Source organism: Paenibacillus hamazuiensis, from assembly GCF_023276405.1.
Lineage (GTDB): Bacteria > Bacillota > Bacilli > Paenibacillales > NBRC-103111 > Paenibacillus_AF > Paenibacillus_AF hamazuiensis.
On the sequence record NZ_JALRMO010000001.1, the window covers coordinates 6,973,251 to 6,994,404 of the forward strand.

Here is a 21,154-nt window from a genome sequence, read left to right on the forward strand (position 1 = left end):
AACACAATTCTACAAATTTTGATATAGACCGAAGAAGGATGAAAGTTTAGGAGGGTTCGCTGTGGAACTGACTTTTCAAGAATTAACAATAAATTATGATTCGGATGATGTGTCGCTAAATGCTTTCATCCAAGATGTGGAACGCCTCCTTTCAGAACGAAATTTAGTATTGACAGGTATGAGGGTTGATGGATTCGAAATATACGAAGATTACGAGCAATACCTGGAAGAAAAGATTTATGCTGTAAATAAAATAGAAGTTATAGTAGATACAAAGGAAAAGGTCAGACACGATATCATTGTTACTGCGCAACGATATCTGATTCGTGCAAATCCCGCTCTTAAGCAAATGGCCAACGAATTTTATAAAAAACCGACACAAGAAACGTGGGTTTCCTTCGATCAATGGTCTGAAGGATATGGGTGGATTTCTCAAATGGTAGAGCTCATTTCGACTCAGAATAGCACTTTAGATATGACGAGTTGTAAACAGATTCTCACTGAAATTCATCCGTATTTACTTGAGCTGGAAGAAGCAATTAGGCATGAGGATTTCACATTATTAGGGGACTTGTTTATGTATGAAATTGGTCCCAGGTATGAAGTTTTGCAAAGTGAGATAAGCAAAATGATAGATCAAGAGGTTATCCGAGATGATCTTAACTAAAAATCTCAAGTGGCTTGACGAAAATTACCCTAATGCATTGGAGAAATTGAACGGCCGGAAAGAAGTGGATTCATTTCAAATAGAAACCGCTAAAAACGGACAATGCACCATTGTGTTTTCAGGGAAAGAACGTCCTGTTTATTTGCACAGCAAATATAATCCTTTGAATGAAGCTGAAGCATTCATTCAAAGTTTCGGGCAATTGAATGACTACGAGCATATTTTTTTCTACGGCGTGGGGTTGGGGTATCATATTGACTTATTTCTCCAAAAATATCCACACCTGACCTTTTCCATATATGAACCTGAGGTAGAAGTATTCAGGCATTTAATCGCGCAAAAACTCTTGTCTGACCTTCCTGTTAAAAGATTACGTAATATTTATATAGAGAGAAAAGCCGAAGATCAGACCGAATTCATTACGGATTTTGTTTCGGGGGTAAGCGGTAAAACTTTACTTATAGCATTACCAGTATATGAATTAGTGAATCCGACTCGATTTTCGAATTTTGTAACCCAATTTAGGGAAACTTTAAATCATCAATTGTTTTCTTTCTCAGCAGATCTTAGATTTGAAAAGCGATGGGCAGTAAACTCTTTAAAGAATTTGCCCTATACATTGACAAGCCCGAACGTTCTTTTGGATTTTGCCGATGTGTTTAAAGATAAACCTGCAATCATAGTCGCTGCCGGACCGTCACTAGAAGAGGATATTCCCATAATTCGTAAGATTAAAGAAAATGGAATGGCCTACATCTTTAGTGTGGGATCTGCCATCAAAGCGTTGATAAAAAATGGCATACACCCGGATGCTGCATGCACATACGATCCAATGCCATGGAACCATATGGTATTTGAAGACGTTACCAATCAGAACATCGATTCCATCCCGCTTTTCTATGGAACGAGCGTCGGATATGAAACATTGGAGTTTTATCCCGGTCCATTGGCACATATGATAACAAGCCAGGATACGTTAGCGGCTTACTTTCTTAAAAGAACTGATAACCGGCAATTGGAAGGAGTTTTTGATGCGCCTACCATTGCGATCGTCACCTTAGAATTACTACACCGGTTAGGATGTAATCCGATTATTTTAGCTGGGCAAAACTTGGCCTATAAAGGAGATCAATTTTATTCAAAAGGAATTGGCTATGAGTATCGGCCAGCCGGATTAACGGTAGAAGAAGTGGCGAGTGCAAAAAAGATAAAAGATGTATATGGCAACACCATTCTTACCAGTCCTGGTTTCGATCGCATGAGGATTCAAATGGAATATGTGATTAAACAGTTTGGAATTAACAATGTTTATAATACAACAAAAGGCGGAGCACACATCGAAGGTACAACCTTTATTCAAATAGAGGAACTAGTAAAAAAGTTGCAGGATAAAAAGGTAAATCCGGGATGGTTTAAGCAGGAGAGCAAATACAGCACTGAATTTATGATAAATAGGCTTCGGCATTTAGTCCTGCAAAAGGATCTTTTAAAAAGTATTCTAGATTCCATGCTGAGATTGTTGAAAGATTTAAAGAGCCCCCAAATCTTGTCTTCATCAAGTAAGTTGGATAAAAAGATGGCTGAATTTGAAGGTATGATGAAAGTGTTGGAATCAAATGCTTTTTACCAGACCATTATTCAACCGATGAACCGTTTGCAAAAAAATTTGCTTGTTCGGGCATTAGAAGCCAAAGCAGTTCGCCTTGAAAAGAATAAGGTGTCAAGGGCCAAAAGAATCTCGGAACTTTCAAGAGCATATTTTGAAGGCTGCTTAGGAGATTTAGATATAGTAACTCCCATCTTTAATGAGGTCGCAGATAAACTATTAACTCAACATGGAGCGGCGGTATAATGTACCAGAATAAAAAGATATTGATAACCGGCGGTACGGGGACGATAGGATATCAATAAGAGACTTTTTCAAGGTAAGTTATAAATTGCGATTCTTACAGTGATGTAAGGGATAATCCTTGATTAAAAACGAGCAATGGAGAACAGTGATTACGCAATGAAACATGTGCCAGCATGTGAATATAAGGTGGTAAGATTAATTTGATTTAATTTTTAATCTAACATGCGAAGAGGTGATTCCAATTAAAGCGGTAATATTGGCGGGAGGTTTAGGTACAAGAATAAGTGAAGAAACCTCGATTCGTCCGAAGCCGATGGTTGAAATAGGTGGCAAACCGATTCTATGGCATATTTTAAAGATATATTCTTATTATGGTATTAATGATTTTATTATATGTTTAGGCTATAAAGGTTATATGATAAAGGAATACTTTGCAAATTATTTTATGCATATGTCTGATATTACATTTGACATGAAGAATAATACAATGGAAGTCCATCAAAATAATTCGGAGCCTTGGAAAGTTACATTGGTAGATACCGGAGACCAAACAATGACAGGTGGAAGATTAAAAAGAGTTAAAGATTTCGTTGGAAATAAAACATTTTGCTTTACTTACGGAGATGGATTGTCGAATGTGAACATACAAACGTTAATTGAGTTTCATAAAAAGCAAGCTACATATGCAACGTTAACTGCAGTCCAGCCGCCAGGCAGATTTGGTGCACTTGATTTTAATGAGAATAAAATTACTAGCTTCCAGGAAAAACCCAGGGGCGATGGAGCATGGATAAACGGTGGGTATTTTGTTCTAGAACCAACAGTTTTTGATTATATTTCTGGAGATTTTACTATATGGGAACACGAACCCTTAGAAAAATTATCTAGAGAAGGCCAGCTTTCGGCCTATAGACATAATGGCTTCTGGCAACCGATGGATACTCTTAGAGATAAAATAAAGTTAGAGGAGCTTTGGAATGAGAATAAAGCTCCCTGGAAATTTTGGGAATAGAGAGGTTGTTATGATCGATAAAGCTTTTTGGAAAGATAGGAAAGTATTCCTTACTGGTCATACCGGTTTTAAAGGGTCATGGCTATCAATTATGTTACATTCATTAGGTGCAAAAATTCTAGGATACGCTCAAGAACCTATAACGCAACCAAACATGTTTAATATATGTTCTTTACCAAAAGTAATACCTACAATATATGGCGATATTATGGATTATCAAAAGATTGAAAAAAGCATAATTGACTTTGAGCCTGAGATAGTTTTTCATCTGGCAGCTCAGCCATTAGTAAGGCAATCATATTTAAAGCCTGTGGAGACCTATGCTGTAAATATCATGGGTACAATTAATTTGCTAGACGCATTAACAAAAATAACCAGTATTAAATCTATTGTTAACATAACTTCAGATAAGGTTTACGAAAATAAAGAATGGGTATGGGGATATAGGGAATCAGATACTCTAGGAGGATATGATCCGTACTCGACTAGTAAAGCTTGTTCGGAGTTAATAACCGCTTCCTATAGAAAGTCATTTTTCGCAGAGAATAAAGTTGGTGTTGCAACTGCAAGAGCCGGCAATGTGATTGGAGGGGGAGATTGGTCTGTGGGAAGAATCGTACCAGATTGTATAAATGCCCTTTCCAAAAACGAAGATATAATAATAAGAAATCCTAAATCTATAAGACCATGGCAACATGTCATTGAACCATTGTTTGGATATATAATTCTTGCAGAAAGGCTATATATCAATGAACAAAAGTACTCCGGGTCATGGAATTTTGGACCGAGAAATTGCGATGTAGTAACTGTAGATCAATTGGTCGAAAAACTAATCCAACATTGGGGTTATGGTGAATATCAAATTGACTCGGATAATTTTATGCATGAGGCAACTATTTTGAGACTAGATTGTTCCAAGTCGTTTTATCAACTAGGCTGGAGTCCGTTATGGGATATCAATAAATCTATTAGTAAAGTGGTTCAGTGGTCCAAAGCATATTTAGAAAACAAGGATGATATGTTTCAATTTACATTAGATCAAATACAAGATTATTATATTGATTCCAACATAGGAGTTGAAATGAGTGACAACATTAAAGATAAAAAAAAGAAGTAAGTGCAGAATATGTGAAAGTGGCAATTTAGAAAAATGGATTCATTTGCCCGACATGCCGCTGACCGACGATTTAAGAGTTGGTGTTGATAGTCCATCATTTTTATATGATATTGATATTTATGTTTGTTTGGAGTGTGGTATAAGTCAAACTATTCATGACATAGACTACAGCCTCTATTATAAAGATTATGCGTACAGTATTACAAATTCTCAATTCGCCATTTCCTTCATGAATGAATTAGCTGAGAAAACATTTCAAAAATTTGAATTAAAAAAGGGAACAAGGGTATTAGAAATAGGATCAAGCGATGGAAGTCAGTTGCTTTCTTTCAGAAAAATGGGAGCAGATGTCTTTGGTATTGAACCTTCTGAAATTCTAACTAAAGTTAGTAGAGAAAGGGGGATTGAAGTATATACAGGATTGTTTGATACCGATGTGATTGGCAAAATTCCGGAATCTTTTCGAAACACTGATGTAATATTGTTAACTTATACTTTCGATCATATTCCTGACCCAGTAAACTTTTTGTCTACCGTGAAGAAAATATTAAATCCTCAAAAAGGACTTCTAATTGTTGAAGTTCATGATTTGGCTCAAATTATAAATAAATGTGAGTATTGTTTATTTGAGCATGAGCATTCTATTTATTTATCTTTAAAAACTATGAATGATTTGTTAAATAAGTCAGGTTTTAAAATAATTACCGATAATCTTGTTCCAATTCATAAGAGAAGAGGGAACTCGATGCTTGTTGTGGCGGCAGATAATAATTCTGAATTAGTATCAGAGTTGAATGAGTTTCCAACGTTTCCTGATAAGGAAGATCTATCCAAATTCAATGAAAAATTGAAAAGAGGAATTAATAGAATAGAATCTTTTATTGACACGGAAATAAACGAGAATCGAAAAATAGCTGGTTATGGTGCAGGAGGTAGAGGAGTTATGACGTTAGCATCATTAAGAAATGCTTCTCAGCTAGAATACTTATGTGATCAAAATCAAAGCTTCCATGGAAAATTTCTTCCCAAGTCAAAAGTGCCAGTTAAATCGATAGAAGAATTGATTGATAATCCAGTTGATACTCTCTTAGTTTTTAGTTACGGATATATGGACGAAATTACCAAATCCATTAAATCATTACCCAATGCACCTCAAAAAATTGTTTCACTCATAGAAGTATTATGAAACAAAGAGCAGTAATTGTAACTGGCGGATCAGGCTTTATTGGTTCATACTTGGTAAAGCAATTAATACATAAAGAATATACGGTTGTTGTAATAACACGCAACCAGAGTAATTTAGGACGATTACCGGATACTCCTTATCTACACATAGTTAGGGGATCACTAGGCTCTATAAAAGAATGTTATGAAGAACTTCTATCTCTCGGGTTGGACTATAGGGCTTTTTTTCATTTAGCATGGAATGGAGTCAGTAATAATAAAAGAAATGATCTTGAGCAAATGAGTAATATACAATTTAGCCTTGAAACACTTTATCTCGCGAAAAAATTACAGTGCAGAAAATGGATAGGTACTGGATCGCAAGCTGAATATGGCCCTTTAAACAAAAAAATTAGCGAGACAGACTATACCAGACCAACAACTTTGTATGGTATAGCCAAACTCGCGACAGGAACTTCTTCTTTATTATTGGCTTCTGAATTGAATTTAGAAGTAGTATGGGTAAGAGTTTTTAGTACTTATGGGCCTTTAGATAATAGCGGTTGGTTACTTACCGATGTGATTCGCAAACTCCTGAGGAATGAAGTGCCGGAATTAACTTTGGGTGAACAACTTTGGGATTATCTTTATGTCGAAGATGCGGCTGATGCACTGATTCAACTCTTGGAGTCAAAAGCTTCAGGGATATATAATCTTGGTTCTGGTGAAAGTTATACAATTAGATATGTTGTAGAACTTATACGAGATATGATTAATCCACAGCTTGCCCTGGGTTTTGGAACAATTCCATATCGTCATGATCAAGTGATGCATTTAGAAGCTGACATTCAAAAAATTAAAAAAGATACAAAATGGAAACCTAACATAAAATTAGAAGACGGACTAAACAGAATGATTGACTATATGAAGCAACTTAATTGGAGATGATTCGTTTTTGATCTGTAGAGTATGTGGAAGCGAGACAAGTATATGTCTAACGGTCGCTGATAACGCACAACAAGTATCAAGACTTTATAATGAACCGTATAATAAAAAGGGCATTTCACTAGATTTGTATAGATGTAATAAGTGTAATCATTATCAAATTGAAGATGTCAATGAATCAGATTATTATGATGACTATCTTATGACTGCTAGCTATTCGGAGAAGATGCAAAGCCATCAAAAAAGCCAAGTTAATGAGTTATTTTATTTAAGCAATAAATCAAATAACTTTTTGGAAATTGGTTGTGGCGATGGTAATTTTCTTATTCTTGCAAAGGAAGTTTTTACAGAAGTAATTGGAATTGAGCCATCAAAAGCGTTCTATCTTGAATGTTGTAAAAAAGGTCTTAACGTAATAAACGAGTATTTAACAAAAGATATAAAGTTAAATGTCAAGTTTAGTGTTTTTGCTTCAAGACAGGTCTTTGAACACTTATCTAATCCTTTTGAAACATTAGATGCAATATTCCCATTATTAAACGAGGGAGCAGTTGGTTTAATAGAAGTGCCAAATGCACAAAAAATGTTGGCAGAAAATCGATATTTTGATTTGTTTTCAGATCACTTAAATTACTTTACTCCACAAAGTTTATGCGCTTTGGCAGAAAAATGCAACTTTAATGTAATTAAAATCCAAGAGAGTTTTGGTGGTGATTATTTAGAGATATATCTAAGAAAAAAAACAACAATACAATCTCTAAATGATAAAAAAATAAAAGACCTTCAATTTATTAAAACAAAGTCCAGAGAATATCGCAAAGTCTCAGCTTGGGGAGCTGGAGCCAAGGCCCAATCTATTTTAACAGCCATCGGATTGGATTTGGAGTTAAAATACATTTTCGATTCCGATCCCCATAAACATAATAAATATATATGTAATAGTTCTGCTCTAATTGTCCCGCCTTCAATTGAAAAAATTTGTTCAAATGATTTAATAATACTATTTGCAGTATCCTATCAAGATGAAATCATAAGTTTACTAAAAAATAACTATAATTTCCAGGGGTATGTTATGTCTTTGGAAGGTGAACCATGTATATTAAAAATATAAGAAAATCAATTCTAAAAATGACTCATTATTCAAAATCATCACATGTAGGAACGTGTTTATCTATTGTTGATATTTTATATGTACTTTATTTTAAAATACTGAATGTAGATCCTAAATTTCCGAATAATGTTACCAGAGATAAATTTATTTTAAGTAAGGGACATGGAAGTGCAGCTTTATATGCAGTGCTAGCAGAGAAAGGCTTTTTTTCTAAAGATGTTTTAAAACAATATTACATTAATGGCGGGGTTCTACCAGGGCACTTGGATATGACTGCAGTTCCTGGTATTGAATTATCGACAGGTTCATTGGGTCATGGTCTATCGGTTGGTGTAGGAATGGCGATCAGTAATTTGGTTGATAGAAATCCAGGCAATATCTATGTGTTGTTAGGTGATGGTGAGTGCAATGAAGGTAGTGTGTGGGAAGCAATTATGTTTGCTTCTCACCATAAGCTCAGCAATATTACAGCAATTGTAGATCACAATAATTTACAGGGATTTGGAAGAACAGAGGATATTATTAACCAGAAAAATTTAGCTGAGAGATGGCGATCTTTTGAATGGGAAGTATTCGAAGTAGATGGTCATTCCCTAATAGATCTTGAAAAAACTTTTAAAATTATATCAAATAAACCAAAAGTGATAATCGCTCATACAATTAAGGGAAAAGGGATTTCATTTATGGAAAATAAGTTGGAATGGCATTATAAATCTCCAAATGATGAAGAATTAAATCTCGCACTGAGTGAGTTGGATAAGACTTATGAGAACTACTTTTATTGAAACATTAATTGATGAAGCCGAACAAGACGAAAGAGTGTTTTTGATAACACCGGATCTGGGTTTCTCTGTTCTTGAGAAATTTCAAAAAAAATTTCCGAAGCGTTTCTTAAACGTAGGAATAGCAGAACAAAATGCTATCGGTATAGCATCGGGGTTGGCTCTTTCCGGGAAAATAGTTTATGTATATAGCATAATTCCCTTTATAACTATGAGATGCTTTGAACAAATACGAATTGATGTTGCTTATTTGAATGCAAATGTAAGATTAGTAGGCGTTGGTGCTGGACTTTCTTATGGCCCACAGGGCGCTACGCATCATGCAATAGAGGATATTGGACTAATGAGAGCTCTTCCAAACATGACAGTTTGTTGCCCCGGCGATCCTTTGGAAGCAAGAGAAATAACCAAAGCAAGTATAAACTACAAAGGGCCGATGTATATTAGACTAGGTAAAAATAATGAACCTCGTATTCACAAACCTGACACGCAAATAACGATTGGCAAAGCCGTGGAAGTAACACAAGGTGACTATTTAGCTTTAATTACTACAAGTAATACACTTGAGTTAGGAATGCAATGGGTAAAAGAATGGGCCAATGAAGACTTGCAAGTAAGACTGATTAGTATGCCAACAGTAAAGCCCATAGATAAAGAGGCGATTTTTAATCTTATACAAGAGGGTATACCAATTTATACCTTAGAGGAACATAGTATTATTGGAGGATTAGGTACAGCCATAGCTGAGATCATTGCTGAGTCTGATAAAAAGATTAAGTTTAAAAGAATCGGATTGCCGGATAGTTTTTCTCATAATGTCGGGGATCAAAAATTTTTAAGAGAAAAACTGGGCCTAATAAAGCCTTTGATATAGGGAGATATAGTTTAAGCATGGGAAAACCTCTACTTTCAATTATTATTCCGACATATAATCGTGCAAATTTGCTAGAAAAAATGCTAACATCCTTATTGCCTCAAATTGGAAATTATAAAGATGAAATAGAATTAATAGTTTCTGATAACTGTTCAACAGATCACACGAAAGATGTAATTGAAAGTGCTCTAAAAAAAGAGTCATTTATTTATAATAAAAATAATTTTAACATAGGGCCAGTAGGTAATATTTTTAAAACTATACAAGATATTGCTTCTGGCGAGTTTTGTTGGGTTTTAGGCGATGATGATATGGTTCTCAATGGGAAATTGCATGAACTAATTGAAACAATTAAAAAAAACAATAATTTTGACTATTTTTTCATTAATTATTTTGTTAAATCAATTGAAGAACGAAATGATATTATCGATAACAATAATTCCATATATCATCCTTCGTTTGAGGAATGTATGTTACAAGATTTTGTAAATAAGCAATTATCCTCTTGGGAAGAATTGTTTGGTATTCAAACTTTTATGCCATCTTATCTTTTTACGGCAATCGTTTCGAGTCTTTTTAGAAGATCCACATGGATTAAATATTCAAAGGCAATTTGTCTTGATAATAATGCTGAAATGTTTTCTACTTTAGATACGGCATACCCTCATTTGAAAGTAATTGCACTATCTATGCATAACAAAAGTGTTTATTATATTGGAGATCCAATAGTGCTGCTAGGACAAGGGAGCCAGGAATGGTTTCATTTATTACCCAAACTGTTATTATACAGATTAAGAGATGCGATTATTTTATACGAGCAAATTGGAGTATCTGAAAAATATCTTAATATTGTACGGCAACACTATTATATACAGTATGGAACTATCTGTGCTAAATTGCTTGAAAAAAATGACGATTGTTCACTTGAACTATTCAATAAAGCATTTGATTTTGAATATCTCAATGGTGAAATAGTAAATTCTTTTCTTAAAGAAATGCAGCTTTTACTTCATAAGAATAAAAATAATCAGAAATACCTGATCGATTTACTAATACGTACGTTATTAAATGAAAATGATCAAGATAACCTTAGCATCGCAATTTGGGGGGCTGGAGAACTCGGACAATTTTTATACGAAAGCTCAGTTGAATTGGCTAAGAGAGTTGAAGTTATTGTGGATAGTAGTCCTAAAGTTCAAGGTACAATATTTAAAAACAAACATAAAATTCAATCTCCAACTTACTTAATAAATAATCAAGTTGATGTTGTCATTATCGCATCTATAAAATATGTCGACGAGATCATGTCACTAATCAATCAACTTGATATAAAATCTAAAGTTATAAGTGTAGGAAATATATGATAATCTTCCCACAAGATTGTCTTAAAAGTAAAAATTAAAGAAAAATATTGCCGAAAATTTCAGAGCATATATTGAAGGATGTCTAGAAGACGCTCATATAATACTGCCTTATATAATTGGAACGTGTCGTAAAATAAAATTGCAAAACGAGGCGAATGCGAAATGATTTACCAAAATAAGAAAATTTTGATTATTGGGGGCACAGGTACGATTGGGTATCACTTAACCAAAAGGCTGCTTGAAGACAATCCCAAGGTCATTCGTATATTTAGCCGCGATGAACATAAACAGTTTCAGATGAATATTGATTTTCGAGATTATCAAGATCGACTGAGATTTCTAATTGGCGATGTACGGGATTACCAAAGATTACTGCGAGCAATGGAAGATATAGATTACGTTTTTCATTTAGCCGCAATGAAGCATGTTCCGGCATGCGAGTATAATCCATTTGAAGCGGTACAAACCAATGTGATAGGAACTCAAAATGTTATACAGGCAGCGATACAAGCCGGTGTAAAGAAAGTATTGTTTACAAGTACGGATAAGGCAATTTCACCAACAAATACGTATGGCGCGACCAAATTAACGGCAGAGAGGTTGATTTCAGCTGCAGAGTATCAAAAAGGCCCGAAAACAACGATATTTTCTTCTGTAAGATTTGGAAATGTTATGGGTTCGCGTGGATCAGTGATTCCCCTTTTTAAAAAGCAAATTATCGAGGATAAGGTTATTACTGTAACTGATTTAAATATGGTCCGATATATGATGACGCCATCGCAGGCTACTTCTTTAGTGCTTGAGGCAAATATTCTTGCAGAAGGTGGTGAGGTATTTGTCTTAAAAATGCCGGTTGTGAAATTATCGGATTTAGTAAAAGTAATGATTGAAGAGATTTCTTTAAAAAATAATATTGATCCTCGCGAGGTTAAAGTGAAAGAAACGGGTCTTAGGCCTGGGGAAAAGATGTACGAAGAGTTAATGACGGATGATGAGGCAAGAATCTCTGCGGAATTACCAGATATGTATGTAATCCCTTCGTTATTTAAAGAACAGAAGAATTCGAATGTACAAGTGAGAAAACCTGATGTATTGAAAGAAAAGAGTATCCAGATAGAGGTTCTTAGGGACTGGCTGCTTACTGAAAATCTTCTTTAATCAAGAGGGACATTATAGAATGAGAATATTATTGTTTCGAACTGCTCCTAAGAAGATTTTCGATGCTTCTCTTAATCATATAAAAAATGTGTACCCGGATGCAACGATTGATTATCTGGCAAATATTCAATTTGAATCAGATAAAAAGGATATTCATAAAGAATATTTGCTGGATTATAAAGGTTTTTTAGATTTAAGCAAGATTCCCAAGGCTATACTTAATGAGCTCAGAGAAAATAAATACGAGATTATTATTTTTCCATATAGCTTATACGGAACGTCCACCCATAAAAATCTCCTGCAAATTGCCAGTAAAGTAAATTGTAAACGTGTTATTTTGTTTAATGACAATGGAGAAGATACTCAAGGAAAACCTAGTGGATTAATGATTAATTTGTGGCTGCAGTATTTTATTTGTTTGCTGCTGTTAACACTGATTATCCCGATGTGTTTTTTTAGATACACCAAAGCATTGATTTCTAAGGCTGATGATCGCAACCTTAGCGAATCCGGGTTGAATTTAACACCTGTTAAAGTCATTGGAGGAACAACTCGCATAAGCGACACAATAAATCGTACGAAACCGGTAAACGATAGAGTCAAAATTGGTTGTATCGCGAGACTGGATCCGATCAAAGGCCATCGGTATTTATTCGAGGCTATTCATTTATTATTGAAAATAAACCAAAACTTTGAAGTATTGCTTATCGGAACGGGGCCTGAAGCAGAATTTTTAAAAAGTTATTCAGAAGAATTGGGCATTCAATCACATGTTGCATTTCTTAACTATCAAGCTGATGTTAGACCATTCCTTGAAACATGTGATTTTTTTGTTCTTCCTTCGTTAAATGAAGCTATGCCGATTTCAATCGTTGAAGTAATGGCTGCTGAAAAACCTATTATTGCTACCCGTACCGGCAGCATTCCCCATATTATTGCTGATGGTAATAACGGTTTACTAATAAACCCCAAATCGCCCGAGGAATTATCCAACGCTATGTTGACTTTGATAAACAATATTGATCAAAGGATCTTGCTTGGTAAGAATGCTTTTAAATATTACCAAGAGCATTTTTCGGTTGATGTTTTTTGGGGGAAGCATATGGAGGTCTATCAGAAATCACTGGTTCAAAAAAAAGATAAACCTTATATTTTCTTGACGACAATTTATGATATGACGTACGGCGGATTACAGGCATATATAAATTTGTTAGAAAGCTTCTCTTTAAACAAAGGTCCTCGTTTAAAGATAGTTTCGATTGGACAGATTAATTTGAATTTAAGAGTTTTGCTCTTAATTCAATTTCACAAACGGTTTGTTTCCCTTTTTCCACAAGGTGGGGAAATTGCGGCTATTACGATTAGACAATTTTTACTTTGGATTGTTACATTTAAGGAACTTCTGTTTGGAGATAAGCCGGATGTCATTCATGTCCACGATGTGATGGGATACCATGTACTTAAGCCGTTGTGCAAGAGATTGGGTATTGGAATTGTATTGACAAAACACGGCGATTTGGCAAAGGAAGTAGCGGCAATTGAAAAGGTTGATGAGCACAGTTTTATATATAAATACTTTAGTTTTATGGAAAACAAGGCTTATCGAGAGGCTGGCCATCTCATAGTTGTAGACCATGAATCTCAAAAGAGAATTGATAAGATAAGACGAAAGGAAGTTGACGACCAGAAATGAAAGTCATACATGCCTTTCCGTATCATGGCGTTACCGGTGTGAATCGTTACGTATCAATTCTAAATGAATGTTTACTGGAATTGGTCCCCGATATTGAAATCGTAAATATTATTTTTTGCTCCAATAAAGAAACCGTAAAACATAAGAAAATCAATCATCCGAGGATTCGTTACCGATTTATTGAAAGTCAAATGGGTATGAATCTTAATTACGATCCAATGTCGGATGTTGTTCCCAATTTAGTGGCGGCGGATTTGTTTGAGCAAATTTTATTAGATGAGAAACCCGATCTTATTAACTTTCAGCATTTGTCGGATATCGGTGTATCATTAGTCGGATCGGCTAAGGAACTCGGGATTTCTACTATTGTTACCATGCACGATTACTGGGCTATATGTCCTCGAAGCTTTCTGATTAATTCCGACTTGGAGCTTTGTAACGGCCCCAATTTGGGGTTGAGGTGCGTGAATTGCTTTAACGACTCAAAGAATACAAGATTAGAGGAACTGACTCCGTTTGTAGATCGCTATAAATATATAAATGATATCATAGATAAAAAATCAGACTTGGTCATCACTGTATCAGATGCATTAAGGAATCGGTTTGTCGAAGAAGGCTGGAAGGCGGATAAAGTCGTAACCATTCGTACTTCTTTAGGTGAAGCGATTAAAGAACAGGACCATAAGCCGGAATGCGATCCAAAGGATCAAATAACATTCGGATTTATCGGGAATATGTTTGTCCATAAAGGGCCGCATATTTTAATTGAGGCTTTTCAACGATTAAAGACACCGAAAGCCCGATTGATCATGTACGGGTCCATTGATCCCCTATACCGTTCAACATTATACGGTCTGGCGGATGGTAATGGAAATATTGAGTTTAGAGGTTCGTATCAAGCGAATGAATTAGCCGACATCTTCAATGAAATTGATGTACTTGTTGTTCCTACCGTTTGTCCGGAACAACCGCTTGTCATTCTAGAAGCACTTCAGCATAGAACTCCGGTTATAGCTTCAAATTTAGGCGGCGTACCCGAAATGGTGAACAATGACTTTGGTGCCCTTTTTGAAGCGGGTCATGTAGAAGAGCTTCAGCGATTGCTTCAAAAGGTCACCGAGGACCCGGAAATCATTCGATCTTGGATCGATCATATGCCGCGACTACCTTCCGTTGAACATTTTATTTTGAATGTTTTTGAATATTATAGAAGAATAGTCGGGAGGGCGGATTCGAAGTATAACGTAGATAAGAGCCACTTGGAACTATTAGGACCGCAAGATAAAGGATTCCTCAGAAAGCCGATCATTCCAAAGCAAATTAGAAGAATTGAGAATTATCTCGACACTTACAGGGAAGCCCAAATAGCTATTTTCGGAACGGGGCAACTGGGGCGGCATGTAGGAAGTTATTTGATGAATCGCGGCATGCAGATTATCCACTATATTGATAACGATTCCAATAAATGGGGAAGCGATATCGATGGAATTACCGTAATCTCGCCAAATCAAATTTCAGGCGTGTCAGGTTTGAGTATCATACTAGTAGTTTCTGACTGGGAAACGGAAATACTTGATCAATTGAAAAATATAGAAAGCTCCGCAATTAAAATAGGATTCTATAGTTACTCAATATAAAAAGTGAGGGAAGAGCATGGATTTTGTCCAGGAGTGGAATCAACAGAACAATCAATGGCTTTGGAAAAAAGACCACTTCCTAAACAATCTTAGTGAACTCATAACTGGTATTAAAGTGTTAAGTCTAGACGTGTTCGATACCTTATTGTTAAGAACTTGTGAGAAACCGGTTGATGTTTTCTACGAACTGGGAGAGCAAGCGAAACGAACCAATTTGATTAGGGCCGGATTAACTGCAAAAGAGTTTCAAGAAATTCGGATATTGGCCGAACGCAAAGCGAGAAGTAATAAAAAAAATGCTAGTGGCACAGATGAGGTTAATTTAAAAGAAATCTATGAAATGCTTCCTCAAAACGTCGGTGATACCTGGAAGCTCATGGATCTAGAGATCGAAATAGAAAAAAAATTGTGTTATATCAACCCTCATATTGTCTCTTTAATCAGTTACGCTAAAGGTAATGGGACAAAAATTGCGCTTCTTTCCGATATGTATCTTTCTGCCGAGCAAATCAGGTCACTCCTTATTTCTTCGGGTATGGACGTATCTGTTATTGATTGCTTATTCGTTTCAAGTGAAGAAGGCGGCAGTAAAATAAAAGGAACGCTTTATCAAAAACTTTTAGGTTTTTTTTCCGACGAAAAAGCGGAGTCAATTTTACACATTGGCGATAATGCCGATGCCGACGTACAAGGCGCAAGTGCATCCGGGATTAAATCGCTCCATTATAAAGTAATACCTTCAAATTTTGAGGGAGTTTTTGAGTGGGAGAAAATGAGACATCATTCCATCCTTCCTCAAATACAATCCTTACGAAAGTTAGCGGGGGCTGCCTCTGCCGAATACGACAGTGATGATAAATTTTGGTATCGATTTGGTGCTGAAATTCTAGGTCCTTTTTTGACTGCTTTTTGTGATTGGGTACTTGATATCTGTATAAAGGAACAAAGAACCGCGATATTTCCGTTTATGAGAGAAGGCATATTGTTATCAAAATTGTTGAAAATCGCCATTCAAGAGCGAAAGTTAAATCTGAGAGTGGAACCTCTATATGTTTCCAGAGAAGCGACTTACTTAGCTGGAGTAGATCTGTTCGATCAGGATTTCTTTAATCATTTATTTGAACGAAATCACTTTACGGTTTCGGATTTGTTTCGAATGTTACACTTAGATGATGACCTTGATGTTCAGGGTTATTCGAAATATGGTCACCTCACTTTAAAAGAAACGGCGAGCACTCCATATTCAGATCAAGTCACTTTAAAACAAAGGCTGGTTAGTTTTCTTTTAGAGGAAAAGATTCAAAACAAAATATGTAAAACGATTGAAAATAAAAGATATCTTTTGGTTGAATATTTGAAACAAACCTGTTCTTCTTTTGATCGAATCATGACGGTCGATTTAGGATTCAAAGGTACTATACAAAAATCTATCGAATCTGCATTAGAAAAAACGAAGATTCATTTTGATATATGCCATGTCTTGGCCATTGGCGGAGAAGAAACCAAACATCATCTATTATCCGGTATGGACATTCGGGGATTTGTCGGCAATAGTGGGGAGAATCAGGACTTAATTCGCGCGATCATGAGAAGTCCGGAATTTCTAGAAGAATTGCTTATGGGCGATGTTGGTTCGACTCTCGGTTATATGCAATCCTCTGGATTTATAGAACCCATATTGGGAGATTTAAAATACGGACCGGATGAGATTAGAAAAAAAACGGTTTGCCAACAAGGAGTACTGGCTTTCCAAGCGTATTGGTACCGGTTGTTGGAGGGTAAGACCGGTTTAAAAGAACAATTATATAAAGATTGTCGACAATTTGCGAAAATGATTCATAGAGTCATTGATATGCCCACCAGTGAAGAAGCTGAGAATTTAGGGAATTTAACACATGATGATAATTTTGGTAGCGAGCATGCCAGCCGCATTTGTGAGGATAAAGATTTGGAATTGTTGAATCAGTTGGGAATTGAACGGTTCCTGGAGCTGGGTCAGTTTGGTTTTAAAGCTTCGGAGGTATATTGGCCTCAAGGTATTGTGACGCGAAAAGACCCCGCTTTTATTTTTCAACAGAATTTAAAACAAAATAGTTCCAGCAGTTATCTTTTCATGATGAGTCACCTTGTTGCAATGATTCGGCAAGCGAATATCAATCAAATCATGATTTACGGTGCGGGGGAAGTAGGACAATCTTTGCTGAAATTGGCACGCTTGAACCAGATTAAAGTAACCTGTTTTATAGACAGAAAGATGTCTTTGTGGGGGCAATTGATTGATGGAGTAGAGGTTATCCCTCTAAAAGAAGCCGTCGATCGAGGTTTTAGTGATGTATATGCAGTAGGCTCGCTTTCCTTTATAGAAGATATAGTCGCGGATATTGAGGCACAGTACCAATGTACGGATGGTTCCCCACGAATATTTAGTCTTGGTTTAGGTAAGGAGATGAAGGGGTGATCGAACCTCGTGTTAGCATCGTGATGCTTTGTTGGAATCGCAAGGATGACGTTCGTGAAAGCCTGGAACGAATCCGTGAGATTGAATACGGCAATCTGGAAATAATTGTGGTCGATAATGGCTCTACAGATGGTACCTTAGAGATGTTAGATCAACAATTTCAAGAAGTGAAAGTAATACGCATGTACAAAAATATGGGGATTGAAGCCTATAATATAGGATTTGAAAATGCATCAGGGGAATATATGATCATCATTGACGATGATTCGTTTCCCGCAAAGGATTCAGTTCGTCTTATGGTCGATAAATTCGAAAAGGATCCGAGATTAGGTGTTGTTGCTTTCGATGTTAGGAATTTTTATAATTACGATGATGTAAGTAAGATGGAGGAGAACCGGAAGGAAGTTCATTCGCCAATAGTGAACAATGATTATTTAATGGCTTTTAATGGCGCAGGAGCGGGGGTACGTAGGTCTGTTTTTAAGTTGGCCGGATATTATCCGGAAGAATTTTTCTTATACAACAACGAACTGGATGTTTCATTTCGAATATTTGACCTAGGTTACAAAATTGAATCTTTTGCAGAAATTGTAGCATATCATAAGTTTTCGCCGAAGAACAGATCATCATGGAGGGCACCATATTACTATACGAGGAACGCTTTTTGGATCGTTTGGAAAAATTACCCTGCCGGGACGGCCATCATAAGAACGATTTCATTAGTTTATAATTGTTTATTCGCTTCTTTGGAACAAAGAACAAACGTTTATATAAAAGCTTGTTTTGATGCTTTTGTGCAATCCAATTGGATCAAAAACAAAAGAAAAGCAGTCGGCAGAGAAATTGTAGAAAAACTAAGAGTTCCCTTTGACGTGTTTTTTACGTTTTATCGTTGACAGGAAGGGGATTTACATTTTGAAGGATTTATTAATTATTCGTTCGGCCAGTTTTCAACAATTGGACAAGAATTTACCCTTATTAATGAATGCTTTTCCAGAACATCAATTCCACATGCTGACTCATGAGCACGGTATCCAGTTGGCCAGAAAATATAAAGTGTTAGAACGGATAATAACTTATCCGCATAAAAAAAGTTTTTCTTTTTGGAGACAAGTTCCTGAACTGAAAAAAGAAAAATTCGATAGTTTGATTATACCCGTTTCGAATCTAACGGGTGCAGGATTCTTAAATGTCCTGTTATATTCCTTAACAATTTCTGCGGAACAGCGTTATCTGTGTAATTTAGTAGGTGAACTTAAGTTAATAAGTGCAGGAAACATAGTAGGAATGGGAATCAAGAGCATTGTATTTTCGTTCATCTCTGTTTTGATTACAGCGTTGGCAGTTGTACCGTTATTGCTCGGATTGCCGTTATTATTAAGGAGATTAGCCAAAAAATAAACCGGAGGTCCCTTTATGTTCGACTATATCATCGTAGGCGCGGGTTATTCCGGTGCCGTTATGGCGGAACGGATCGCGAACGAACTGAACAAGAAAGTGCTCATCATTGAGAAGCGGCGCCATATCGGCGGTAACGCATACGATCGGTATGACGAAGCGGGAGTCCTCATTCATCAATATGGACCTCATATTTTTCACACAAGAGTAAAATATGTGTGGGACTACTTGTCTCAATTTACGGAATGGCAATTGTACCACCATCATGTGCTCGGAAGCATCGACGGCCGTAAAGTGCCGATTCCTTTCAACCTGAATACGCTGCATGCTTTGCTGCCGGGCGAACTCGCGGGCAAGCTGGAAAGCAAACTTGTTCAGACGTTCGGCTATAATGTAAAAGTGCCGATATTGAAGCTGCGCGAGACGGACGACGATGATCTGAAATGGCTGGCGGAGTATGTATATGAGAAAGTATTTTTGAATTATACGTCCAAACAGTGGGGAATGAAGCCGGAGGAGCTCGATCCGATGGTGACGGGACGAGTTCCTGTATATGTCTCCAGAGATGATCGGTATTTTCAGGATGCCTACCAAGGTATGCCTCTGAAGGGGTACACGGCAATGTTCGAGAAGATGCTGGACCATCCGAACATTAAGGTCATGCTGAATACCGATTACAAGGAAGTTATTTCAACGGATTGGCACAGCAAGAGTGTGAGGTTGTTTGGCGTCCCTTTTGAAGGCAAGCTGATTTTTACCGGGAAAATTGACGAGTTATTTGATTACGAATATGGTGAGTTGCCGTACCGGTCCCTGCGGTTTCAGTTTGAGACGCTGCATCAAGACAGGTTTCAGGATGTCGGGACCGTGAATTACCCGAATGAGTATGATTTTACCCGGATTACGGAATTCAAGCATTTAACCGGACAGAAACACGAGTACACCTCTATTGTCAGGGAATACCCACAGGAGTACTTGAAGGATGTGGAAGGAAAGAATATTCCTTATTATCCGATTCCACGTCCGGAAAATCAGGAGCGATACGAAAAATACCGCGATAAGGCCAAACAGTTCGATCAGCTTGTGCTGCTGGGCAGATTAGCCGAGTATAAGTACTATGACATGGATGCATGCGTGGCCCGGGCGCTGAGGTTGTTTGACGAAAAAATCAAAGGTGGAGCGAACGAATGAAGATCATTTTAATCATTCAAGCTCGAATGGGTTCGACCCGTCTGCCGGGCAAAATTTTAAGGCCGCTTGGATCGACGGTCGTTCTTGATTACGATGTAACACGGTGCAGGCAAATCGATCATGTACAGGAAGTGATCGTGGCTACATCGGCGCTTGAGCAAGATCAGGCCATTGTGGATTGGTGCCGGGAACACGGGGTGACTTGCTTCCGCGGTTCGGAGGACGATGTGCTTGCGCGTTATTACGAATGTGCGAAACCATATGACCCGGATTATGTCATTCGGGTGACGAGTGATTGTCCGTTTATTGACTACCACTTGGGAAGCAAGGTCGTTCAAACGATGCTGGACAACCCGGCCGATATCGTACTTTTGGACGGTCAGCTGCCGCGGGGGCTAGCCATCGAAATGGTGTCCTTCCAAGCGCTTGAGTACATGTACGTCCATGGGCATGAGAACCGGCACCGCGAGCATGTGACTTATTACGCTTATGAATTTCCGGAACCATTTAAAGCGGTCCATTGCCAGGTTCCGGAGTCGATGCGGCATCCGGAGCTGCGAATCACGCTGGATACGCCTGAGGATTATGAGCTGCTCCAAACGATCGCTGATCATTTTCAAGACAAGCTGGTGCCCTCCCAAGAGGTAGTACGTTATTTGCTGGCCAATCCCGAAGTAGCGGCTATTAATGCCCATATTCAACAAAAACCCGTTGTTTAGACAGGAGTCCTT

Annotated in this window: 18 protein-coding genes; all 18 read left to right on the forward strand. The window is 37.0% G+C overall.

The genetic code is table 11. The annotated features are described in order from the left end of the window. Positions 1-61: 61 nt before the first annotated feature. The 18 genes from MYS68_RS30580 to MYS68_RS30665 all read left to right on the forward strand — a co-directional run bounded on the left by MYS68_RS30580 (position 62) and on the right by MYS68_RS30665 (position 21,142). Positions 62-667, forward strand: a complete 606-nt coding sequence (locus MYS68_RS30580) for a hypothetical protein (RefSeq protein WP_248929419.1) — start codon at positions 62-64, stop codon at positions 665-667. Further along, on the forward strand, positions 654-2,519 hold the full coding sequence (locus MYS68_RS30585) for a motility associated factor glycosyltransferase family protein (protein ID WP_248929420.1): 1,866 nt from the start codon (positions 654-656) through the stop codon (positions 2,517-2,519). The genes MYS68_RS30580 and MYS68_RS30585 overlap by 14 nt, the downstream gene beginning before the upstream one ends. Positions 2,520-2,760: 241 nt before the next feature. Then, positions 2,761-3,531, forward strand: coding sequence for a glucose-1-phosphate cytidylyltransferase (gene rfbF, locus MYS68_RS30590; protein WP_248931064.1), 771 nt, complete (start codon positions 2,761-2,763; stop codon positions 3,529-3,531). Continuing rightward, positions 3,497-4,648, forward strand: coding sequence for a CDP-glucose 4,6-dehydratase (gene rfbG / locus MYS68_RS30595; RefSeq protein ID WP_248929421.1), 1,152 nt, complete (start codon positions 3,497-3,499; stop codon positions 4,646-4,648). Before rfbF ends, rfbG begins: the two co-directional genes overlap by 35 nt. Then, positions 4,617-5,834 carry a class I SAM-dependent methyltransferase gene (locus MYS68_RS38960; protein ID WP_248929422.1) on the forward strand — a complete coding sequence of 406 codons (1,218 nt, stop codon included), beginning with the start codon at positions 4,617-4,619 and terminating at the stop codon, positions 5,832-5,834. The genes rfbG and MYS68_RS38960 overlap by 32 nt, the downstream gene beginning before the upstream one ends. Beyond that, positions 5,831-6,760: an NAD-dependent epimerase/dehydratase family protein gene (locus tag MYS68_RS30605; RefSeq protein WP_248929423.1), complete on the forward strand. Its 930-nt coding sequence runs from the start codon at positions 5,831-5,833 to the stop codon at positions 6,758-6,760. Before MYS68_RS38960 ends, MYS68_RS30605 begins: the two co-directional genes overlap by 4 nt. Before the next feature lie 199 nt (positions 6,761-6,959). Continuing rightward, positions 6,960-7,868: a class I SAM-dependent methyltransferase gene (locus MYS68_RS30610; protein WP_248929424.1), complete on the forward strand. Its 909-nt coding sequence runs from the start codon at positions 6,960-6,962 to the stop codon at positions 7,866-7,868. Beyond that, the gene (locus tag MYS68_RS30615) at positions 7,850-8,653 is read left to right on the forward strand and encodes a transketolase (RefSeq protein ID WP_248929425.1); all 804 of its coding nucleotides are present in this window, start codon (positions 7,850-7,852) and stop codon (positions 8,651-8,653) included. Before MYS68_RS30610 ends, MYS68_RS30615 begins: the two co-directional genes overlap by 19 nt. Further along, positions 8,634-9,524 (forward strand): transketolase family protein, encoded by an 891-nt coding sequence (locus MYS68_RS30620; RefSeq protein WP_248929426.1) that lies wholly within the window; start codon positions 8,634-8,636, stop codon positions 9,522-9,524. Before MYS68_RS30615 ends, MYS68_RS30620 begins: the two co-directional genes overlap by 20 nt. Before the next feature lie 17 nt (positions 9,525-9,541). Further along, the gene (locus MYS68_RS30625) at positions 9,542-10,888 is read left to right on the forward strand and encodes a glycosyltransferase family 2 protein (protein ID WP_248929427.1); all 1,347 of its coding nucleotides are present in this window, start codon (positions 9,542-9,544) and stop codon (positions 10,886-10,888) included. 162 nt (positions 10,889-11,050) lie between these two features. Beyond that, positions 11,051-12,046 carry a UDP-N-acetylglucosamine 4,6-dehydratase family protein gene (locus MYS68_RS30630; RefSeq protein WP_248929428.1) on the forward strand — a complete coding sequence of 332 codons (996 nt, stop codon included), beginning with the start codon at positions 11,051-11,053 and terminating at the stop codon, positions 12,044-12,046. A gap of 19 nt (positions 12,047-12,065) precedes the next feature. Then, complete coding sequence (locus tag MYS68_RS30635; RefSeq protein ID WP_248929429.1) at positions 12,066-13,739, forward strand: glycosyltransferase; 1,674 nt, start codon at positions 12,066-12,068, stop codon at positions 13,737-13,739. Beyond that, entirely contained in the window at positions 13,736-15,376 is a 1,641-nt protein-coding gene (locus MYS68_RS30640) for a glycosyltransferase (protein ID WP_248929430.1), read from the forward strand. Before MYS68_RS30635 ends, MYS68_RS30640 begins: the two co-directional genes overlap by 4 nt. Positions 15,377-15,392: 16 nt before the next feature. Further along, positions 15,393-17,834, forward strand: coding sequence for an HAD family hydrolase (locus tag MYS68_RS30645; protein ID WP_248929431.1), 2,442 nt, complete (start codon positions 15,393-15,395; stop codon positions 17,832-17,834). Then, complete coding sequence (locus tag MYS68_RS30650; RefSeq protein WP_248929432.1) at positions 17,831-18,730, forward strand: glycosyltransferase family 2 protein; 900 nt, start codon at positions 17,831-17,833, stop codon at positions 18,728-18,730. Before MYS68_RS30645 ends, MYS68_RS30650 begins: the two co-directional genes overlap by 4 nt. Positions 18,731-18,749: 19 nt before the next feature. Then, positions 18,750-19,235 carry a glycosyltransferase family 9 protein gene (locus tag MYS68_RS30655; RefSeq protein ID WP_248929433.1) on the forward strand — a complete coding sequence of 162 codons (486 nt, stop codon included), beginning with the start codon at positions 18,750-18,752 and terminating at the stop codon, positions 19,233-19,235. Between the two features lie 15 nt (positions 19,236-19,250). Further along, positions 19,251-20,423, forward strand: a complete 1,173-nt coding sequence (gene glf / locus MYS68_RS30660) for a UDP-galactopyranose mutase (RefSeq protein ID WP_248929434.1) — start codon at positions 19,251-19,253, stop codon at positions 20,421-20,423. Further along, positions 20,420-21,142, forward strand: coding sequence for a glycosyltransferase family protein (locus MYS68_RS30665; protein ID WP_248929435.1), 723 nt, complete (start codon positions 20,420-20,422; stop codon positions 21,140-21,142). Before glf ends, MYS68_RS30665 begins: the two co-directional genes overlap by 4 nt. Positions 21,143-21,154: the final 12 nt, after the last annotated feature.